The following is a 19,036-nucleotide window of genomic DNA, read 5'->3' as shown; positions in this document are numbered from 1 at the left end:
ACTCCATGGAACGCTCCCCCTTCCTCTCATTTATTTATGAGGCACAACTGCCAATAGGTTCACTTAATTTAAGTAGGATATTGAAATTGAAAAAATTTAAAGTTTTATCCTGTATAGTAACAGCCTGATTCTTGTTCGATTTGCCAGTATAATGTAAGATGATATGTCAAACCCTGACTTATTAATATGTTGATATTGAAGATAAGTGAAAACGCGACTTTTTACTGCTTATGGTATTGATTAGCTTCTGATAACATATAATAGAAAAGAATATTTTTATGGAGATATAGATGATCTATCTTCATGAAAAAGCCGTGTGATTTAATTGGATGTTTTGTAACAAAAATCTGTAAATTTTAAATCCCACAAAGAGAATCAAAATTGTTAAAAATTTTAATTGGAAGAACTTTTTTTACAAACTCGTCTGAAATAATTAGTTTTTAAAAGGAGATGGTAAAGAACGTTTAGACAATACGTTTTCATTATACTTATAAAGTTCTTATTAATTTTTTTTGAGCACAGCTACTTGGGATATTTGAAATAAATTTAAGAAAAAGAAATTTCTATGGACAAAAGTATTATGACCTCAAAAGATAAACTAAAAAAAAGATTTAAAATAAAGAAAAAGATTAGCTCACCATTATTTCCCTCTAATAAAAAAGCTAATTTATCAGTTATGTTGATTACCACATTTCCTCCGCGTGAATGTGGTATAGCTACATACTCCAAAGATTTAGCAGAAGGCTTAAAACGTATGTATGGACATTCCATGCACTTAGAAATTTGTCCTCTTACCAATTTTGAAGGTACTCAGGAATATCCCAAGGATATCCACTATTTCTTAAATACAGCTTCTGCTTCCAGTTTTAAGCAACTTGCCCAGCAAATAAACCATGATGATACTATTGATATTGTTATGATCCAACATGAATTTGGTCTGTTTTCTAAAAACAAAACAACTTTCCTAGAATTTCTCTCTTTACTAAAAAAAACTAAAATTTTACAATTTCACACGGTACTGCCCCAGCCTGAAAATGATTTTTGCAGCTACGTGCAACGAATCATCGCTCAGGTTGATCATGTTGTAGTCATGACAGATTCATCTAAAAATCTTTTGACAAATGAATACCATGCCAAACCGGACCACATTTCTATTATCAACCACGGCACCCATTTAATTCCCCATAACGATAAAATTCAACTCAAAAAAAAATATAACCTGGTAGATAAAACTGTACTTTCAACCTTTGGTTTATTAGGACCTGGTAAGAGTATAGAAACAACATTAGATGCCCTGCCATCGCTCACAAAAAAGTACCCCGACCTAATATTTTTAATTCTTGGAAAAACGCATCCTTCTTTAATTGAGGGAGAAGGAGAAAAATATCGTGAATTTTTGATAAAAAAGGTGAATGATTTAAACATTACAAATAATGTCAAATTTATCAACAAATTTCTTCCTTTAAACGAGTTGTTAGAATATTTACAATTAACAGATGTATATCTTTTTACCTCAAAAGATCCAAGCCAAGCGGTTAGTGGTACTTTTTCATATGCTATGAGCTGTGGTTGCCCAATAATTTCGACTCCAATTCCCCATGCTCTGGAGTTTTTATCTGAAAATAAAGGCAAAATATTTGAGTTTGGTGATAGCGAAAAGTTGGCGGAATATATTGAAGTGTTGCTAAAAGATCCAGAATACCGAAAGGCTTTAGGCTTAAATTGCCTGCATGCATCTGCTTCCAGTTCATGGGAGAACATTGCATTGATTCATGGGAAACTTTTTGAAAAATTTTCAAAAAAGTCAAAACTGAATTTTATGAAACCCCCAATAGAACTAGACCATTTAGAGAGGTTAACAACATCTATGGGGGTTATCCAGTTCTCAAATTTAAATGAACCCGAATTAAAGTCCGGTTACACGCTTGATGATAATGCAAGAGCACTTATAGCAGCGTGCAAGTATTATGAATTAACCAATGAAAAAACGGTTTTAGATAGTATCGAGATTTATGTGTCTTTTATTCTTCACTGTCAACGCCATGATGGCTCTTTTCTTAATTATGTGGATGAAAACGGGAAATTTACTCCTCAAAATGATACCGTTAACTTAGAAGATGCCAATGGCAGAGCGCTGTGGTCCTTAGGTTGTTTTATTAACCTAAAGAAAATTTTACCAAAAAAATTTCGCTATCTCTTGGAACGAGCTGAAGAAAGTTTTAACGAGTTTTCAGAACATATTCCGCATTATAATTCCCCTCGTGCTCTGGCCTTTATAATTAAAGGCTTATATAAAAAATCATCAAATGAGTGCAACATCTCAAATGAGGTCACCTCGATCGCACAAAAACTAGCTAACATGTATAAGCATGAGAGTGATGACAATTGGCAGTGGTATGAAAGCTATTTCACTTATGGAAACAGTGTTTTACCTCAATCGATGTTATTGGCATATGAAATGACAGATATTCAAGAATTTAAAAATATTGCATTAAACTCGTTCAATTTTTTATTGGGTCATCTCTTCCGTAAAGGGAAATTTAATATTATTTCGAACAAAACTTGGTTTAAATATGGTGATTCCGTGCATGATTTACCTCTTGGAGGGCAGCAACCCGTGGATGTAGCTTATACTCTTTTAGCATTAAAAACATTTCACAGACATTTTCCGGAAAAAGATTATGATAAAAAAATGGAACTTAGTTTTAGTTGGTTTTTGGGTAACAATTATTTAAACCAGACCGTTTATAATCACCTAACAAAAGGATGTCATGATGGAATTGAAACCATAAATATTAATTTAAACCAAGGGGCTGAATCAACAATTAGCTATTTATTAGCTCGCATGGCATTTGAAGCACCAATGCGTTAAACAGAGCGGATATAGCTACTTTTTCAATTCAGAAATTAATTCAGATAACTCTACGGTCGCATAGGACGAAGAATAATCAGATACGGCATACGGTAAAATTAAATGTTTATTATGGATGAGCCCACCGCATGAATAAACTACATTGGGCACATATCCTTCTCTTTCCTCTTCAATTGGAGATAAGAGAGGTTGTGCCAACCGACCAATTTGTTTTGTCGGATCATCGAGATCAAGCAGAGAGGCTCCTATGCAATATCTTCGCATGGATCCCACCCCGTGCGTTAAGATTAACCATCCCTCATCTGTGTAAATCGGTGATCCGCAATTACCAATTTGTGTCAAATCCCAAGCAAATTTGGGTTCTTGAAGTTTGATGGCATCGTTCCATAAAGTGATCCTGTCTGAAAACATTATATAATTATTCATGCCATCCACTCTAGCTAACATAGCATATTTTCCATTGATTTTTTTTGGAAAAAGAGCAAAGTTTTTATTCTGGGCACTATTTCCATGCATCGGCCTAATTTTAAAGTTTTTGAAATCACAGGTACTCAATAATTTAGGGATTACGGTATGCCCATTATAGGCGGTGTACGTAGCATAAATATTGTCAGATCCATCATCCTCAGTGAACCTTACAAATCGTGCGTCTTCGATACCTCTAATTTCAGAAGGTGAATTAGGGAAAATAACACGTTCTGAAATGTCCGAATGATCTGTAAACTTTAAATTGTAATACGAATCCACAAGCCATGTCATTTCATTCAATGCTTCTCTTTTATTTTCATCCAATTTATTCTGATGTAAAAGCGTATTTACTGAACGTTTTAACTCGTCATAATCAAATTTGTCCGGGAGGGGGCTCATAATTTCGCGAATATAAGATTCAGAAATATGCATTTCTTCCATTTTCTTTACAAAACGATACTTGTCATAGGACTTCTTAATTCCTATTTCTGGTAAATCTATATGTCTCTTAACGTTTAGAATGTGCAACTCATTATTTTTATCAATAACACCTTTTCTAAATACAATGGAGGATAAATGCCCTTCTCCTACAGCTCTGAAGGAAATAATGACGCGCTTCTCCCCTTCTTTTAAAAATGTTTGATCTAAATCCTCGATCATTGAAGGGTTAAACAAGGCTGCTGATTCAATAGCATACTCCATTGTACTATACGACCCTATTAGCATTTTTTGGTTTTCCGTAAGTTGATGGTAATCAATCCCAATATGAGAAAACAATCCTTTAAAATTAGCACAATGCTGTTTTAAAATACGTTTTAGATCACGATGACGTCCTCGGAATTGACTGAACGTTTTTGATAGTTCTTCATTAACTTTCTCTTCCGAAAATTGAAGTATACGGTGTATGAGTAGTGTGGTACGCTCATCGCCATTATTAAAAAAACGTGCTACAACACGTTTTGAATCTGGTAAAAATTTTAATGCCTTTCGTTGAACATGTATACTCATATAGTGAAGATACAAAAAGTTAGAATTTTTATATAACACAAAAGAAAAATTTAATCACTTTGGCTCACTGACATAATCCTACCTTCATATCTTTTTAAAGGTAACACTCCAATTGCAATACTCCATTTTTTATGCTCTCGGCAATATCAAGATTCTTTTAACACCTTGATATGACCAAGAATAAACTGGACAATGCTCGCTAAAAGGGAATTCTAAACAATCAATTCAACCCAATATTTCAGACCTTGGATCTCCTGTTAAAATTCACTTGTTGTGGCCGAGTAAGATGATAATAATAAAATTCTATTCACGATACTCTAAAACTTGTGACGACGACTTCGCTATATCACTATGCCTGTCCTCTTGTAATCAGCATTCGGTCTCTTCAAGAAGTGATCTTACAAGTGTCAATTGTCTACCAATTTCTCTGATTCCAACAGTTTTTTGAAGATTACACGGGCTTGATTCATTTAATTTCGTTTGCCCGGTTGAGACTGTTTCTAATTATAAAATTTATCTGCCATTTTTTTAAGTTACAATTCATTTTCTTCGAAAAACAAAATGAGAAACATAGAAGCTTTGTTATTATAAAAATTTGATTTAAAAATCATCCTTACCGATTTTTATAGGTATTATTTTTTGGGACAATTTTAATCGCTTTTAGGATACACAAGAGTGAGATTTAAAATCTAAATTTAATCATTCAACTTAATTTTAAATTAAAACCGTAGATATGAAAAACTTAGAAGATTTATTCGAGCACCAATTAAAAGACCTGTATAGTGCTGAAAAACAATTAATAAAAGCATTGCCAAAAATGGTCAAGAATGCTAAAGACTCAAAATTAAAAAAAGCCTTTGAAGACCATCTTGAAGAAACCAAAATCCATAAAAAACGCCTTGAGGAAATCTGTGAAAAACTAGACATCAGCCCTGATGGCGAAACTTGTAAAGCCATGGAGGGGCTTATTAAAGAAAGTGAAAGTTTTATAAAAGAAAAAAAAGATGATGAGGTAACCAATGCAGGACTTATAGCAGAAGCCCAACGGGTGGAGCATTATGAAATTTCAGGTTACGGTACCGCAGTAAGGTATGCAAAAGAATTAGGCCATAAAACCATAGCAACCAAATTAAAGAAGACCTTGGATGAAGAATATGCTGCTGATTCCAAACTAAACAAAATGGCTGAGCAACGTTTAAATAAAGAAGCAGTTAATTAAAGTAATTGAAATTTCCTTAAAGAACCCAACTTTGTTGGGTTCTTTAAGTACTTATGGAGTCAAAGGGTACTAATTTATCTTTATGAAATACCTCTATAAAATTGATCATATTATATTAGAGATATGTTGACAAGAATCTCAAATACTGCATCTGTTAACGACATGGAAAGGATGCTTAGTGCCAAATTCGACTATGAATTTTTATATTCGCCTAAAACAGTCATTAATGGCTTAAAAGAAACTTCGGTTGCTCTTATTACGGCTAATGCTCCAAAAAGAATTCAATATGGTATCTGGGGAATTTTACCCGACAACTATGAGGATTCCTGGAAACCATTTCAATCATCTAACAATACACTGGAAACAAACATTAAAAATATACAAGATTCTAATTGGTTATTTGATGCTTTGTTGTATAGAAGGTGCTTAATAATCGCTACAGGTTTTTACACTTTCAATGTAAAAGATCATTTTATGTATCCTACTTATCATTCAGTTAAAAATCAAAATATTTTCTGTTTTGCAGGTATTTATAACGTATTGGCAGATGGCTTTATTACGTTTACTATTTTAAGCCATTCAACTGTTGGTTCAAAAGATATTATTGAGACACCACAGCCAATTATTATTAAACAAAATCTATATATCCAGTTTTTGAAAAAGAAATTTTTATTCAATCAACTGATAAACCACGAATTAGAAATAAATAGAGACGAATTAATATCAAATCCGATTTCGAAACTGGTTTATAAGGATAAAAATTATCCAATAAATGTACCTCATCTTCCTTATAATCAAAGTTATTATTGATATTTAGAGTATCGTCAGTAGTACTAGATTCATGAAATTCTCAGGTTCATGCCTTACCCTTAAAAAATGTATGTATAGACCTTAGAGATTTGTTTGAAGTGAATTTAAAAAATTATGTAAACTATGCGGTTAAAAATCTGCTATGTTGTTAGAATGGAACATACAGGGTGTTTAACACACTCACGTGAAGATGATCACAACACATATAATTTTTTGAAACGCCAAAAAAATATTGTTTTAAATAAAGAATATATTGCAATCCGTTATTTCATAGACAAAAATCTCGAGAACCACAGAATCAACAGGAAAAGAAGAAATCAAGAGGCCGATAAATGATTTTCGCGCAACATTTGTTGATAATGTTTTGGAGAACATCTAAAACGCTTCTTAAAAATACGGCAAAAGTAGCTTCGGCTATTAAGACCAACAGAATAAACAATTTCTGAAATATTCAAATTAGTCGTTTTCAACATTTCTATTGCTTTTTCAAGTCGAACATTTCTAATAAAAATGGCGACTGTACAATTATGCATATCTTTAAATCCGCGTTGGAGTTTTGCAACGGATAATCCCGATTGTTTACATAAATCTTTGATACAAAATTGGCGTTCAGGATTTTCCTCAATTATTTTAGTAATTAATTCTAATTGCTTTATTTCATAACTTCGGAAAACATTTGATTTCATGACTTCCTTTTCATCCGCAGCTTGTTCTTTTAATTTTAGACCCAGAATAATATTGCAATATCCTGAAGCGATCAATTTATTTTCTATTTCTATTTTATTTAGAGCAATTAAATTCTTCGTAATACCCCATAGTGCGAGATTGGGCGTATTATTTTTTAAACAATTGTTATCACCATTTACTTTCAATTTATCTAACAGCGTTGATAAATGGATTCCCCTAAATTCGAAATTGGAATGAGCTATCTTGATCAAAACAAAATCATAGTCTTTATTGGGCTCAAAAATAAATGATAAACCTAAGTTTTTTTTACCAAGAAGTAAGACACTTGAAAAAGGGGAGACCAAATTCAAACCTTTAAAATAAATTAAAGATAGTGAGGATTTATCCTCCATATTAACACACACACAAGCTTCATCTCCAATATCAAAACTCAAGCTGAACTCAGTTTTACAGTGCAGACGACATTCATATATTTTAACTTTATTATTGAGTGTACATTTGTCAATAGTACCTTCATAAAATCGATTCTTGACAGTATGACCTTCTTGAATCTCGCAACCAGTTAAAGTATGCATAACAAGTGATTTTTTCTAAGTTTATAGTTTAGGTCGATATCCCAAAAATTTATTGGTATAATGCTAGTGGCTATCGTTTTCCTTCAATGTATCTTTGAATACATGTGTTTTCTTTAAGTGTAAGTTTTGTGTCGGATATTTTGCCAAACATATCAATTATATAAATCCTTTATAACTCTGCGTTGAGGGTAGTAAGTTAGTTTCAATAAATTCTTCAATTGGAAAAAAGCCATGAATTGAACAATGAACGTACTTATTTAAGTACCGTTACCTCAACCATTGAAACACAATCATAGCAACCAGACTAAATACAATGTGAGCAAAAAAAAGTTGGATATAGTAGCCCTTAAAATTTATTTTTGGGGGATCATGATATATTTTAAAAGTGATGCTCCAACCAATAATACCCAAGAATCCTATTACTGATCCAAACACGATGGTTTCCCAAAGTGGAAGATTCGCAAGGTTCCATTCCCAAATTATAGCATAAACGTACAAGAACAAACCTCCTACTAAAAAATGTATAAACCAACCCAATATACTATACACAGAGTGATCTTTCTGATTAAAACTATTACCACTAATGAGTTTTGATAGAATAATTTCTTCCCGAAATTCAGAATCAAAAATATGCCCCATTAACGTACTAAATGACGACATGGCAACCACCGACATAAACCAAGCAAGCAAAAAGACAAATATCTTCATAAGTTATTTTTCTGTTGGATTATAAAAAACTGAATCAATTAACAAAGCACGTACAAGGAACAGTCTGTTTTTTAAATAATCGTTAAAATCTATTTAAAACAACTCTTATCTATAAAAGTATAATGAATGGGAACAAAATACCCTCCATTCAAATCCTCAGTTGAACAAGAAATTCTATCTAACCCTAAGATCCATCTGAGCTTGAGATGTATTAAAATCGTTTGCTCTTAATGATGGAACTAATACTTTCAGCTTTCCAGTAGTATCTCTAGACACATCTATAAAAGTATCAAAGACGGTCGGCATATCATATTTTACAATATTTAATGAAAATAGATGTTGCTTAGATTTTCTGTACAACTATGATGGTATTCTTTTTTTATGCACATACGAGTTCAAAATAAGTACGTTTTGATTACACGATTATTTTTTATATAAAATTAATCCATTAGTTAAGTCTGAAATAATTCAACCAGTTAAACAATTCCTAATTGATGTTAGGATATTCACAACGATATTTTTTATCTTTATTCTTCAGTTAAATTCTTCTGTTATTATAAAGGGTCTAGAAGTCGATTATCACCTTTTTTTAGATTTCGCTTTAATTTATAAGATTGAATCATTTTGACAGCTTTAAGATGCTAAAGCGGATACGAAGTCCTTTTTATACCCTTTCGAGGTATATACATATACATCCAGGTAACGCCCAATAGTGTTCAATGATAGTATACTGCTTCACAGGAGACCAATTAGAGCCTCAAGCTGGGACATCTACCACTTCATGGCACTTAGTCAACCGTCCTGCAACCATGGACGCATATACTAACTTCCCGGAGCGTTATAAAATACGCAGGAGCCCCATACAGCTTCACAGGAAGGGTATTTAAACTCCCTGTAGCAGCATAAAACTTTACAGGAACATTATGTATCCACCCCGGAGGACCCAAACAACTCCCCGGAAGCCCTAAATATGTCCCCGGAGCAGCCTGGGCAATCGCTGGACTCTATTCAATCGTCGCAGGAGGCAGAAAAACCCTCCCCGGAAGCGCTATATTAGCCCCCGGAGCAGTGTAGTTACTCACAGGACGACTTCGTACTCTCCCCGGAAGCTACGAACTAGTCCCTGGAGATCTCAGATACCTCCCCGAAGCAATGAGAATAGGCTTTGCAAACTATTAACCTCTACAAAATTGCTATTTCTTCAATAAATCATTCTGTTTTTTCAGCAAGCCTGCAATAGTATCCAAAAGTTCAATATCCTTGGGCGTTTTGACGGTTACATCTTTAGGATTATCAGCTTTTTGTTTAAGCGCATTCATAAATTTTACCACAAGAAATACGGTCAAACCAATAATTAAAAAATCAACTGTAGCTTCAATAAGCTTTCCATAACCAATTGCAATTTCTTCTGGCTTTGTAACCCCTTCTTCGGTCACTGCACTTCGTAGCACCCAACGTTTATTTTCCCAATTAACACCATCGGTTAGAAAAGATAAAGGCGGTAAGAATATTTCCTTGACCAACACATCAACCACTTTATTAAATGCAGCACCTATGATTACCCCGATGGCAATATCAATCATATTTCCTTTAACTGCAAAGTCTTTAAACTCTTGAATTATTTTTCTCACCCTTGTTATCTTATTTTAAATTGTAAATTCTACGTACTAAAAAAACCACCTCAATTACGAGATGGTTTCTTATCAAATTATTAAAAAGCCTTACATATTTGCAGACAAGGCATCGATTTGCTTAGATTTTTCTTGCATGTATCTGCTCATCTTTGCTACCTCTTCTCCTTCGAGTGAATTAAGTAAAGTTCTATATTGTCTTGTTAAAGCACTACTGGCGTCACTAAGTTTTAAAAATGAGTCCATATCATTGGCCTCAACTGCCTTTCTGTAATCCGCCACGTACTTTTCATAGTTTTTGATATAAATCATAGCGGGCGTTTCATTAAATGTAGGCAACCCTTTTGATTTCAACTCAAGTGTCAGTTTTTTAATAGATTCAGCTTTGATCTGTGCTTTTGTTTTTTTCTTTTTAACAACTTTTTTCTTTTTTACCACAGGCTTTTCTTCCACTACCGGTTCTACAACAGCCGGCAGGGTATCTTCTACCTGTTCCTGTAGCTCCATTTTATCGGTTTTTGGATCTTGTTTACAAGAAACAATTGCAGTAGTAGCAAGCAAACAACATGTGATTTTTAAAAAGTTTTTCATAGTCTTAAATTTGGGATATAATGATAATAAAATTAAATAATTCTAGCAATGTAACATCTTTATTGCGTTAATATTGCTTTTAATTCAGAAAAATTTAACGTCTCCTGCACCCCTGATTGCATGTTTTTAACAGTAAAGTTTTCACCCTCAATCTCTTTAGTCCCGGCTAAGATTACAAAAGGAATACTACGCTTATCTGCGTATCCCATTTGTTTTTTCATTTTGGCACTATCCGGATACAATTCTACGGTAATACCTTCCACTCTTAATCGCTCAATCGTTTGTAATGCATACAGCGATTCTTTGTCTCCAAAATTAATAAACAAGGCTTTTGAGGTGGCTGTAACTGTCTGCGGAAAGAGTCCGAGTTCTTCAAGTACCAAATAGATGCGATCCAAACCAAAAGAAACTCCTACGCCACTAATATTTTTGAGTCCGAAAATACCGGTCAGATCATCATAGCGACCACCGCCACCAACAGATCCCATTTTTACGGTATCGGGTGCTGCCACTTCAAAAATAGCACCCGTATAATAATTAAGTCCGCGTGCCAAGGTTACATCCAAGGTGAGCGTGGCTGTGGTTAAAGGCATCGTTTTTATAAAAGAAGTGATATATGCTAACTCTTCTACCCCGGCACTACCTTCTTCCGAGTCCTGTAAAAGTTTCTTAAGCTGTGCAATTTTTTCATCATTGGTTCCTTCAAAATTAAAGAGCGGCTGTACTTTTTGGATAGTGGTTTCAGAAATACCTTTTTCCATCATTTCCTTCTTCACACCTGCTTCACCTATCTTATCCAATTTATCCAACGCTACTGTAAAATCAATAAGCTTGTCACTAGCGCCAATAACCTCAGCAATTCCGGATAGAATTTTACGGTTATTCATTTTAATAGTCACTCCATCTAATCCCAACTGCGTAAAAATGCGGTCGTACAGTTGAATAAATTCTACCTCTTGTAACAGTGAATTACTCCCTACAACATCTGCATCGCACTGATAAAATTCTCTAAAACGACCTTTTTGAGGTCGATCTGCTCGCCACACCGGCTGTATCTGATAGCGCTTAAACGGAAAATCTATTTCGTTTTGATGTTGTACCACATACCGAGCAAAAGGAACGGTCAAGTCGTATCGTAATGCTTTTTCACTAATTTTTGATGTCATTTTCAAACTGTCTTTAGCAGTATATAACGCATCATCAATTTTGGATAAATAATCTCCGCTGTTTAGTATTTTAAAGATAAGACGATCGCCTTCTTCTCCGTACTTTCCCATTAGGGTATCACTATTTTCAAAACTCGGCGTTTCAATAGGTTGAAAACCAAATAATTTGAATTGTTGCTTTATTATTTCTATAATATATGTTCGCTTTTCGACCTCTAAGGGTGAAAAATCTCGTGTTCCTTTTGGTATAGATGGTTTTTGTGCCATAATCGTGTTTAAGGCTGCAAATATCAGAAAAACCAAAGAAAAATCCCGTATGCTATAGGTAAAGACTTTAACATTACCACAGAAAAATCAAAATTATGGTAACTTTAAGGTACATTTATAGTCTTATGAAGTAACTAAACATCATTTTTACTATGTTCTCACTATTTAGAGAAAATATTCGCATTGCTATCGATTCTATCAAAGGGCAGGTTTTACGTACGATATTAACCATTTTGATTATCGCAATCGGCATCACAGCCCTGGTAGGAATTCTTACTTTGGTAGGTGCACTTGAGAATACTATTTCAGGAGATTTTGCTTCAATGGGTGCAAATACCTTTAATATTCAACGTTACGAGTTTCAAACAGTGAGAAATGGACAACGCGAAAAAATAAATCCCATCATAGATTATAAAAATGTACGTGAGTTCAACGATCGGTTCGAATATCCATTTTCTCAAACCTCAATTTCTTTTATAGGTACGCGTACCGCGGAAGTTAAATATGAAAACGAAAAGACAGATCCGGAAGTCCAGGTGTTGGGTGTCAATGAAAATTATTTAGATAATACAGGTACAGCAATTGAAGCCGGAAGAAACTTTAATCTCTTTGATATACAAAATAACAATCGGGTGTGTTTAATTGGTTCTGATTTTAAAAAGAATCTTTTTAAGAACGAAAGTGCATTACAAAAAACAATCAGTATTCGAGGTGTCAAGTTCAAAGTGATTGGGGTGCTCGAAAGTAAAGGGGCTACGTTTAGAAATAATCAAGACCTACGAGTACTCTTACCCTTGCAACTAGCTCGGTCCATTTTTACATTAGCCAATATTGATTATACTATCAGTGTCAAAGTTGATGATAAGCAGTATATGGAAGGAGCTCAGGATGCCGCAACGCTTACTTTTAGACAGATAAGACGCCTTAATCCTGTTGAAGATAATAATTTTGGAATTGAACGTAGTGATGATCTTCTTAATCGTATTGCTGATATCACCACATATCTCTACATTGCCGCTTGGATAATAAGTATTATCACCATCTTCGGATCGTCGATTGCTCTTATGAATATCATGTTGGTATCGGTGACGGAGCGCACACGCGAAATTGGGGTACGCAAAGCTTTGGGAGCAAAAAAGAACACCATTGCCGGTCAATTCTTTATGGAAACCATAATTATCGGACAGATTGGTGGTTTTATAGGTATTATTTTTGGTATTTTAATTGGTGGCGGAATATCCATGGCTGCCGATTTTCAATTCAGCACCCCTTGGTTGGCAATCATCTCGGCAACGACGATCTCATTTTTAATCGCCGTACTTTCCGGATTGTATCCTGCCTTAAAGGCTGCTAAACAAGATCCTATCGAATCCTTACGATATGAATAAGATCTGATATTATGAGTACTTAATTGTTTTATTGAGTAAGTAAAAATCCACTAGAACTAAGGCTGCCATAGCTTCAACAATGGGCACAGCTCTTGGTACCACACATGGATCATGACGGCCCTTACCCTGCATCACCACCTCTTCTCCTTTATCATTAATCGTATCCTGATCCTGCATAATGGTAGCTACAGGCTTAAACGCTACGTTAAAGTAAATATCCATTCCGTTAGAGATTCCGCCTTGTATACCACCAGATAAATTTGTCTTTGTGGTTCCGTCAGTATTGAACAAATCATTGTGTTCACTACCTCGTAACTGTGCTCCGTCAAAGCCGCTACCATATTCAAAACCTTTTACTGCGTTGATAGATAACATCGCTTTACCCAATTCGGCATGGAGTTTATCAAAAACAGGTTCCCCTAATCCTACGGGTACTCCCGAAATCACGCAACTTACCACACCTCCAACAGTATCTCCATCCTTTCGAATTTGCTTGATAAAGGTTTCCATATCCTGAGCCATCACCGGATCCGGACAACGCACGTCATTCTTTTCTATTTCTGCAAAATCAAGTTGATCGTACGGTTTTTCAATTTTTAGAGGTCCCACAGCGCTTACATAAGCGTTAAATGTAATGTCTTTTAGCACTTGTTTAGCGATTGCTCCGGCCACTACTCTACTGGCTGTTTCTCGAGCCGACGATCTTCCGCCCCCGCGATAATCTCGAACACCGTATTTTTGTGTATAGGTATAATCTGCGTGCGATGGTCTAAAGGAATTTTTGATATGCGAATAATCCTTTGACTTTTGGTTTGCATTTTTTATGGCAAAACCTATCGGAGTTCCGGTAGTTTTTCCTTCAAAAATACCGGAATAAAACGCTACTGTATCCGGTTCTTTACGTTGCGTAACTATAGCAGATTGTCCAGGCTTACGACGATTTAGTTCCTGCTGTATTGCTTCAAAATCTAAAGTGATTCCGGCAGGACAACCATCAATAACACCTCCAATTGCTACACCATGTGATTCTCCGAAAGTTGTAATTCTAAAAACAGTTCCATACGTATTACCCGCCATAATCTAAAAGTTTGTAACAAATGTAGCAAGTAATCTTTAGATCAAAGTATATTTTTCTGTAAAGTCTAGCGGAAATTTGAAAGTTGAATTACAGTATATATCATACATCATTTTCATTAGTTGATTTATAACCTTGCGTCATTACACTAAGGTTTATAGAAGTGCATTTTTAAGAACTGTTACCGGATGTACCGCAATTCGCTGTGTACCATCTTCAATTTGATGTCGACAACTGGTTCCTAAGGCTACAATAATTGTATCTGCAGGTGCTTTGCGCACTACAGGGAACAAGGTCTGTTCGCCAATCTTCATACTGATATCATAATGCTCTTTTTCATACCCAAAAGAACCTGCCATACCACAACATCCTGAAGGGATGATAGTAACATTAAAATTCTCCGGTAAATTTAGTGCTGTAAAGGTAGTCTGAATAGTGGATAATGCTTTTTGGTGACAATGTCCGTGAATTTTTATAGTTCGTGCTTCTTGGGTAAACTGAGCTGAAGTAATAATGCCTTTTTCTATTTCGCTGAATAAAAACTCATCAATCACAAAACTATTATCTGCAACTGATTTAGCCTTTTCTTTATCATCAGCCAGACGTAAATACTCATCTCTGAAAGTCAAAATTGCTGAAGGTTCGATTCCCAGTAAGGGTGTAGTTGACGAAATTAAAGGATGAAAAATCTTTACATTAGCATTGGCGATCTTTTTGGCTTGTTCTAATAAACCCTTAGAAATAAAAGTTCTCCCACTCTCTTTATGCTTTACGATCTGCACCTTATAGCCTAAAGTAGTTAGTAAGAGAATCGCATCAATTCCTATAGAAGTATCTAAATGATTGGTAAATTCATCAACAAACAAGCATACAGTTTTGAGCGGTCTTTTGGGTTGAAGCACATCCAAGTTTTTAGCACACCAACTACGTAAGGATTGTTTGCTTAGTAAGGGTAAGCTGCGTTCTTTGGCAATACCAAACATGAATTTGATTAGCCCGGAGGTAACCGAATTGTTAAACATAAAATTTGTAACCCCTGTGGTTGTTCTACCCAAACTGTTTAAAGCATTTGAGTAAGCAAAAAGTTTAGTTCGCCAAGAAGTGCCATTTACTTTCTGATATTGATACTCAAATTCAGCTTTCAGAGAGCCCACATCAACATTTGAAGGACATTCACTGGCACAACCTTTACAACTGATACATAAATCAAATACTTCTTTCAACTCTTTGTGGTTAAATCTATTAACCTCCTCAGAATTTGTCAAAAATTCTCGCAATGTATTAGCTCTACCACGAGTCGTATCTTTTTCATCTTTGGTAGCACGATAACTGGGGCACATAGTACCTCCTGATTCAACCGATTTACGACAATCCCCACTCCCGTTACACTTTTCGGCAGCACGCAGGATTCCTTGAGAATCCGAAAAATCCATAAAGGTTTCAATTATCGGTTCTTCTCTATCAACCTCGTATCTTAAATTTTTATCCATCGGATAGGCATCTACAATCTTTCCGGGATTAAAAATGTTTTGCGCATCAAAACTATGTTTGATCCGTTTAATCAGTTCGTAGTTTTCGGCACCAATCATAAACGGAATATATCCTGCCCGAACGATTCCGTCTCCATGTTCTCCGCTCATGGATCCTTTATATTTTTTGACCAGCTCTGCAACATCATCTGTTATTTGCTTAAACAACCTTACATCTTCGCTTTTTTTGAGATCCAATATTGGACGCAAATGCAATTCTCCGGCGCCAGCATGAGCATAATACACAGCCTTTTGACCATAACGTTTCATCAGCGCGGTAAACTCGTTGATATAATCTGCTAAATCTGACACTGCAACTGCAGTATCTTCTATACAAGCTACGGCTTTTTTATCTCCCACTAGATTACCTAATAACCCCAAACCCGCCTTGCGAAGCTCCAGAGCCTGATCAATTTGACTCCCGGTAAGCACAGGTTGTGCATAATTTTGAGTTTCCAGAGCCAATGTTGTCAAAATAGCTTCTTTTTTCTCTTCTAAAGCTACTAATGAGTCATCTCTGATTTCGATCATTAGGATTGCTTCCGGATCCTCTTGTATAAAAAACCGATTTTTAAGCTGCTCGATATTATTTTTTGTGCAGTCAAGAATGGTTTTATCCATCATCTCACAAGTGTATAAAGTATGACGCATCACAGGCGCTACTGCTTGCAGACAGCTTTCTATACTATTAAAATGCGCTGCTATCATAAGCCCTTCGGCTGGTGGAAGCGAATCCAATTGCAAGGTTATCTCTGTGGTGAATGCTAAGGTCCCTTCACTTCCCGTTAATAAGGTACTCATATTAAAAGGCACATCACTGTCAATGAAAACATTTGTAGCTAACAGTTCATCAATCGCATATCCTGTATTGCGACGATGAATTTCAGGTTTGGGAAATAACTCTTTAATTCTCTGTTGTACGACTGTAGGCGACAATTCGTTATAAATTGTACGATACACTTCTCCTTCCAGCGTTTGCAGCTTCAATTTATCTTGAAATTCTGTAATACTCACATCCGAAAATCGGACCTCGGTTCCATCAGATAGTAGCGTTTTTAGAGCAACCACCTTATCCCGTGTAACTCCGTATTGAATGGACGTAGTTCCACTACTATTATTACCAACCATTCCTCCGATCATACATCGGTTAGAGGTGGACGTATTGGGTCCGAAAAATAATCCAAAGGGTTTTAAATACCTATTAAGATCATCGCGTATCACACCCGGCTCCACCGTAACCGTTTTGCTCTTCTCATCTAACGCCAGTATGCTGGTAAAGTGTTTGGAAACATCTACAACAATACCATCGCCAACACATTGTCCCGCCAAGGAAGTACCCGCAGTTCGCGGAATCAATCCTATGGTATGCTCTCTGGCAAACGCCAGCAAAGTTTGTAGATCTTTTTTATGTTTTGGAAATGCTACGCCCAACGGAATTTTGCGATATACCGAAGCGTCTGTCGCGTATAAAGCCTTAGAGAGTTTATCGAATTTGAAATCACCTTCGAGGCTGGATTTTAGGGTATCTAATAACGGTCGATCAATCATGAGCATGTTTGCTAACTATAGCATCTAGTGAAATAGGTTTTTTAAAATTGGTGTCAAAACAAATAAAGCTATCTGTTCCTGCAACCCCATCGATTTTATGCACTTGTTCATAAAGAATTTTCCTTAAATGCTGATTATCGAAAGCATAAATCAATATAAATATAGCGTAATATCCGGACACATAGTTACATTCTACTATTTCCTCTATTTTTTCTAATCCCTGAACAACTTCTTCAGCATACCGGGCTTCTCTTAACCGTATTCCGACATAAGATTTGGTTCTGTAACCAATTTGCTTTTCATTTACGATAAATTCAGCATTCTTTATAACTCCTTGCTGCTTCAGTTTTTTAATACGTTGATGCACCAAAGAGTTTGAAACCTTAAGCTCTTCTGCTATTTGCGAAAAGGGCTTACGTGCATCTTTTCTTATTTGCAATAAAATTTGTTGATCGATGTAATCAAAATGATCCATACACTTCTGAAAAAATATTTTAATAAAATCAAAATTACGATTTTAAGGAATAAACATCATCAAATTGACACAAAAAATAACTTTAAACAATTAATTAAGTATTTTTTAATGTTTTAAAATATCAAAACTAATAAATTTGTAAGAAACAAAAAATAGAAACCTATGAATACTGCCTCATTCTTTGAAAAACTTTGGGATGCCTATAGTGAAAAAACACCATCAGCTCAAAAAGTAAAAACACTCTTGCAAAAAGAAGGAAATATGGTGTATAATGATCATATCGCTATCAGAACTTTTGATGATCCTCGCACCAATATCACAGTTATTGCCAAACCCTTCTTGGCTATGGGCTATGAAACGAAAGGTGAGTATCATTTTGAAGCTAAAAAATTGTATGCAAAACATTTTGAGCATCCAACGGACAGCAATGCACCCAAGATCTTTATAAGTGAATTGTTATTAGATCAGTTTTCTGAAGATTTACAACGACATATTAAAGAAACTTTAGACAGTGTTAGTCCGTCAGTTTTTACGGATAACGAATTGATTCTAAAAGGTAGAGTTTGGGACACGCCATCATATAAAACTTATACAGCTCTACAAGAGGAATCTGAATACGCAGCGTGGATGTATGTCAATGGTTTTTGCTCCAATCACTTTACAGTAGATGTCAACAAGCTTAATACCTTTACAACCTTATCTGAAGTTAATGAGTTTTTAAAACAGCATGGTTTTAAAATGAACACTTCTGGGGGCGAAATTAAAGGAAATGCAAAGCAGTTTTTAGAACAGTCCAGTATTTTAGCTGATATTATTCCCGTTCAATTCGCTGAAGGAACTTATAATATAACATCTTGCTATTATGAGTTTGCGTTTCGATATAAAAAAAACAACGGAGAGCTCTTTACCGGATTTATAGCTAACTCCGCTGATAAGATTTTTGAAAGTACAGATATGAATCTGCAAAAATAATACCCTAACAAATTAACAAAAACTTATATCGCTGACTTACTAAAACC

14 protein-coding genes are annotated in these 19,036 nt (G+C 35.1%); 5 read left to right on the top strand and 9 right to left on the bottom strand.

Features of this window, described 5'->3' with window-relative positions:
* The first annotated feature begins 565 nt into the window (after nucleotides 1-565).
* Nucleotides 566-2,872 (top strand): glycosyltransferase, encoded by a 2,307-nt coding sequence (locus tag BD809_RS06190; protein WP_148782099.1) that lies wholly within the window; start codon nucleotides 566-568, stop codon nucleotides 2,870-2,872.
* A 15-nt stretch (nucleotides 2,873-2,887) separates the two neighbouring features.
* Here BD809_RS06190 and BD809_RS06185 read toward each other — a convergent pair whose 3' ends face one another.
* Nucleotides 2,888-4,348, bottom strand: a complete 1,461-nt coding sequence (locus tag BD809_RS06185; RefSeq protein ID WP_148782098.1) for a glycoside hydrolase family 130 protein — start codon at nucleotides 4,346-4,348, stop codon at nucleotides 2,888-2,890.
* Between the two features lie 733 nt (nucleotides 4,349-5,081).
* Between BD809_RS06185 and BD809_RS06180 the strand changes: the two genes are divergently transcribed.
* Complete coding sequence (locus BD809_RS06180; protein ID WP_148782097.1) at nucleotides 5,082-5,567, top strand: YciE/YciF ferroxidase family protein; 486 nt, start codon at nucleotides 5,082-5,084, stop codon at nucleotides 5,565-5,567.
* Between the two features lie 123 nt (nucleotides 5,568-5,690).
* Nucleotides 5,691-6,377, top strand: a complete 687-nt coding sequence (locus tag BD809_RS06175; RefSeq protein ID WP_148782096.1) for an SOS response-associated peptidase family protein — start codon at nucleotides 5,691-5,693, stop codon at nucleotides 6,375-6,377.
* Between the two features lie 317 nt (nucleotides 6,378-6,694).
* Here BD809_RS06175 and BD809_RS06170 read toward each other — a convergent pair whose 3' ends face one another.
* The 5 genes from BD809_RS06170 to hisS form a co-directional block, all read right to left on the bottom strand.
* The gene (locus tag BD809_RS06170) at nucleotides 6,695-7,639 is read right to left on the bottom strand and encodes a helix-turn-helix domain-containing protein (protein ID WP_148782095.1); all 945 of its coding nucleotides are present in this window, start codon (nucleotides 7,637-7,639) and stop codon (nucleotides 6,695-6,697) included.
* Nucleotides 7,640-7,906: 267 nt separating this feature from the next.
* The gene (locus BD809_RS06165; RefSeq protein ID WP_148782094.1) at nucleotides 7,907-8,347 is read right to left on the bottom strand and encodes a hypothetical protein; all 441 of its coding nucleotides are present in this window, start codon (nucleotides 8,345-8,347) and stop codon (nucleotides 7,907-7,909) included.
* A gap of 1,193 nt (nucleotides 8,348-9,540) precedes the next feature.
* Entirely contained in the window at nucleotides 9,541-9,978 is a 438-nt protein-coding gene (gene mscL, locus BD809_RS06160; RefSeq protein WP_148782093.1) for a large conductance mechanosensitive channel protein MscL, read from the bottom strand.
* A 90-nt stretch (nucleotides 9,979-10,068) separates the two neighbouring features.
* Nucleotides 10,069-10,569, bottom strand: a complete 501-nt coding sequence (locus BD809_RS06155) for a hypothetical protein (RefSeq protein WP_148782092.1) — start codon at nucleotides 10,567-10,569, stop codon at nucleotides 10,069-10,071.
* Between the two features lie 59 nt (nucleotides 10,570-10,628).
* Nucleotides 10,629-12,002 (bottom strand): histidine--tRNA ligase, encoded by a 1,374-nt coding sequence (gene hisS / locus BD809_RS06150; RefSeq protein WP_148782091.1) that lies wholly within the window; start codon nucleotides 12,000-12,002, stop codon nucleotides 10,629-10,631.
* Nucleotides 12,003-12,154: 152 nt separating this feature from the next.
* Between hisS and BD809_RS06145 the strand changes: the two genes are divergently transcribed.
* Nucleotides 12,155-13,390: an ABC transporter permease gene (locus tag BD809_RS06145; RefSeq protein WP_148782090.1), complete on the top strand. Its 1,236-nt coding sequence runs from the start codon at nucleotides 12,155-12,157 to the stop codon at nucleotides 13,388-13,390.
* Between the two features lie 9 nt (nucleotides 13,391-13,399).
* On the opposite strand, the gene aroC is transcribed toward BD809_RS06145, so the two are convergent.
* The 3 genes from aroC to BD809_RS06130 form a co-directional block, all read right to left on the bottom strand.
* Nucleotides 13,400-14,467 carry a chorismate synthase gene (gene aroC, locus BD809_RS06140; protein WP_148782089.1) on the bottom strand — a complete coding sequence of 356 codons (1,068 nt, stop codon included), beginning with the start codon at nucleotides 14,465-14,467 and terminating at the stop codon, nucleotides 13,400-13,402.
* 153 nt (nucleotides 14,468-14,620) lie between these two features.
* Nucleotides 14,621-17,542: an FAD-binding and (Fe-S)-binding domain-containing protein gene (locus tag BD809_RS06135; RefSeq protein WP_148782088.1), complete on the bottom strand. Its 2,922-nt coding sequence runs from the start codon at nucleotides 17,540-17,542 to the stop codon at nucleotides 14,621-14,623.
* Nucleotides 17,535-18,017, bottom strand: coding sequence for an Lrp/AsnC family transcriptional regulator (locus BD809_RS06130; RefSeq protein ID WP_148782087.1), 483 nt, complete (start codon nucleotides 18,015-18,017; stop codon nucleotides 17,535-17,537). The genes BD809_RS06135 and BD809_RS06130 overlap by 8 nt, the downstream gene beginning before the upstream one ends.
* A gap of 162 nt (nucleotides 18,018-18,179) precedes the next feature.
* On the opposite strand from BD809_RS06130, the gene BD809_RS06125 reads away from it, so the two are divergent.
* Nucleotides 18,180-18,989 carry a DUF1338 domain-containing protein gene (locus BD809_RS06125; RefSeq protein WP_148782086.1) on the top strand — a complete coding sequence of 270 codons (810 nt, stop codon included), beginning with the start codon at nucleotides 18,180-18,182 and terminating at the stop codon, nucleotides 18,987-18,989.
* Nucleotides 18,990-19,036: the final 47 nt, after the last annotated feature.

The organism is Aquimarina intermedia (assembly GCF_008124785.1).
Lineage (GTDB): Bacteria > Bacteroidota > Bacteroidia > Flavobacteriales > Flavobacteriaceae > Aquimarina > Aquimarina intermedia.
The sequence above is the reverse complement of the archived record's forward strand: the minus strand, read 5'-3'. Positions and strand labels throughout refer to the sequence as shown.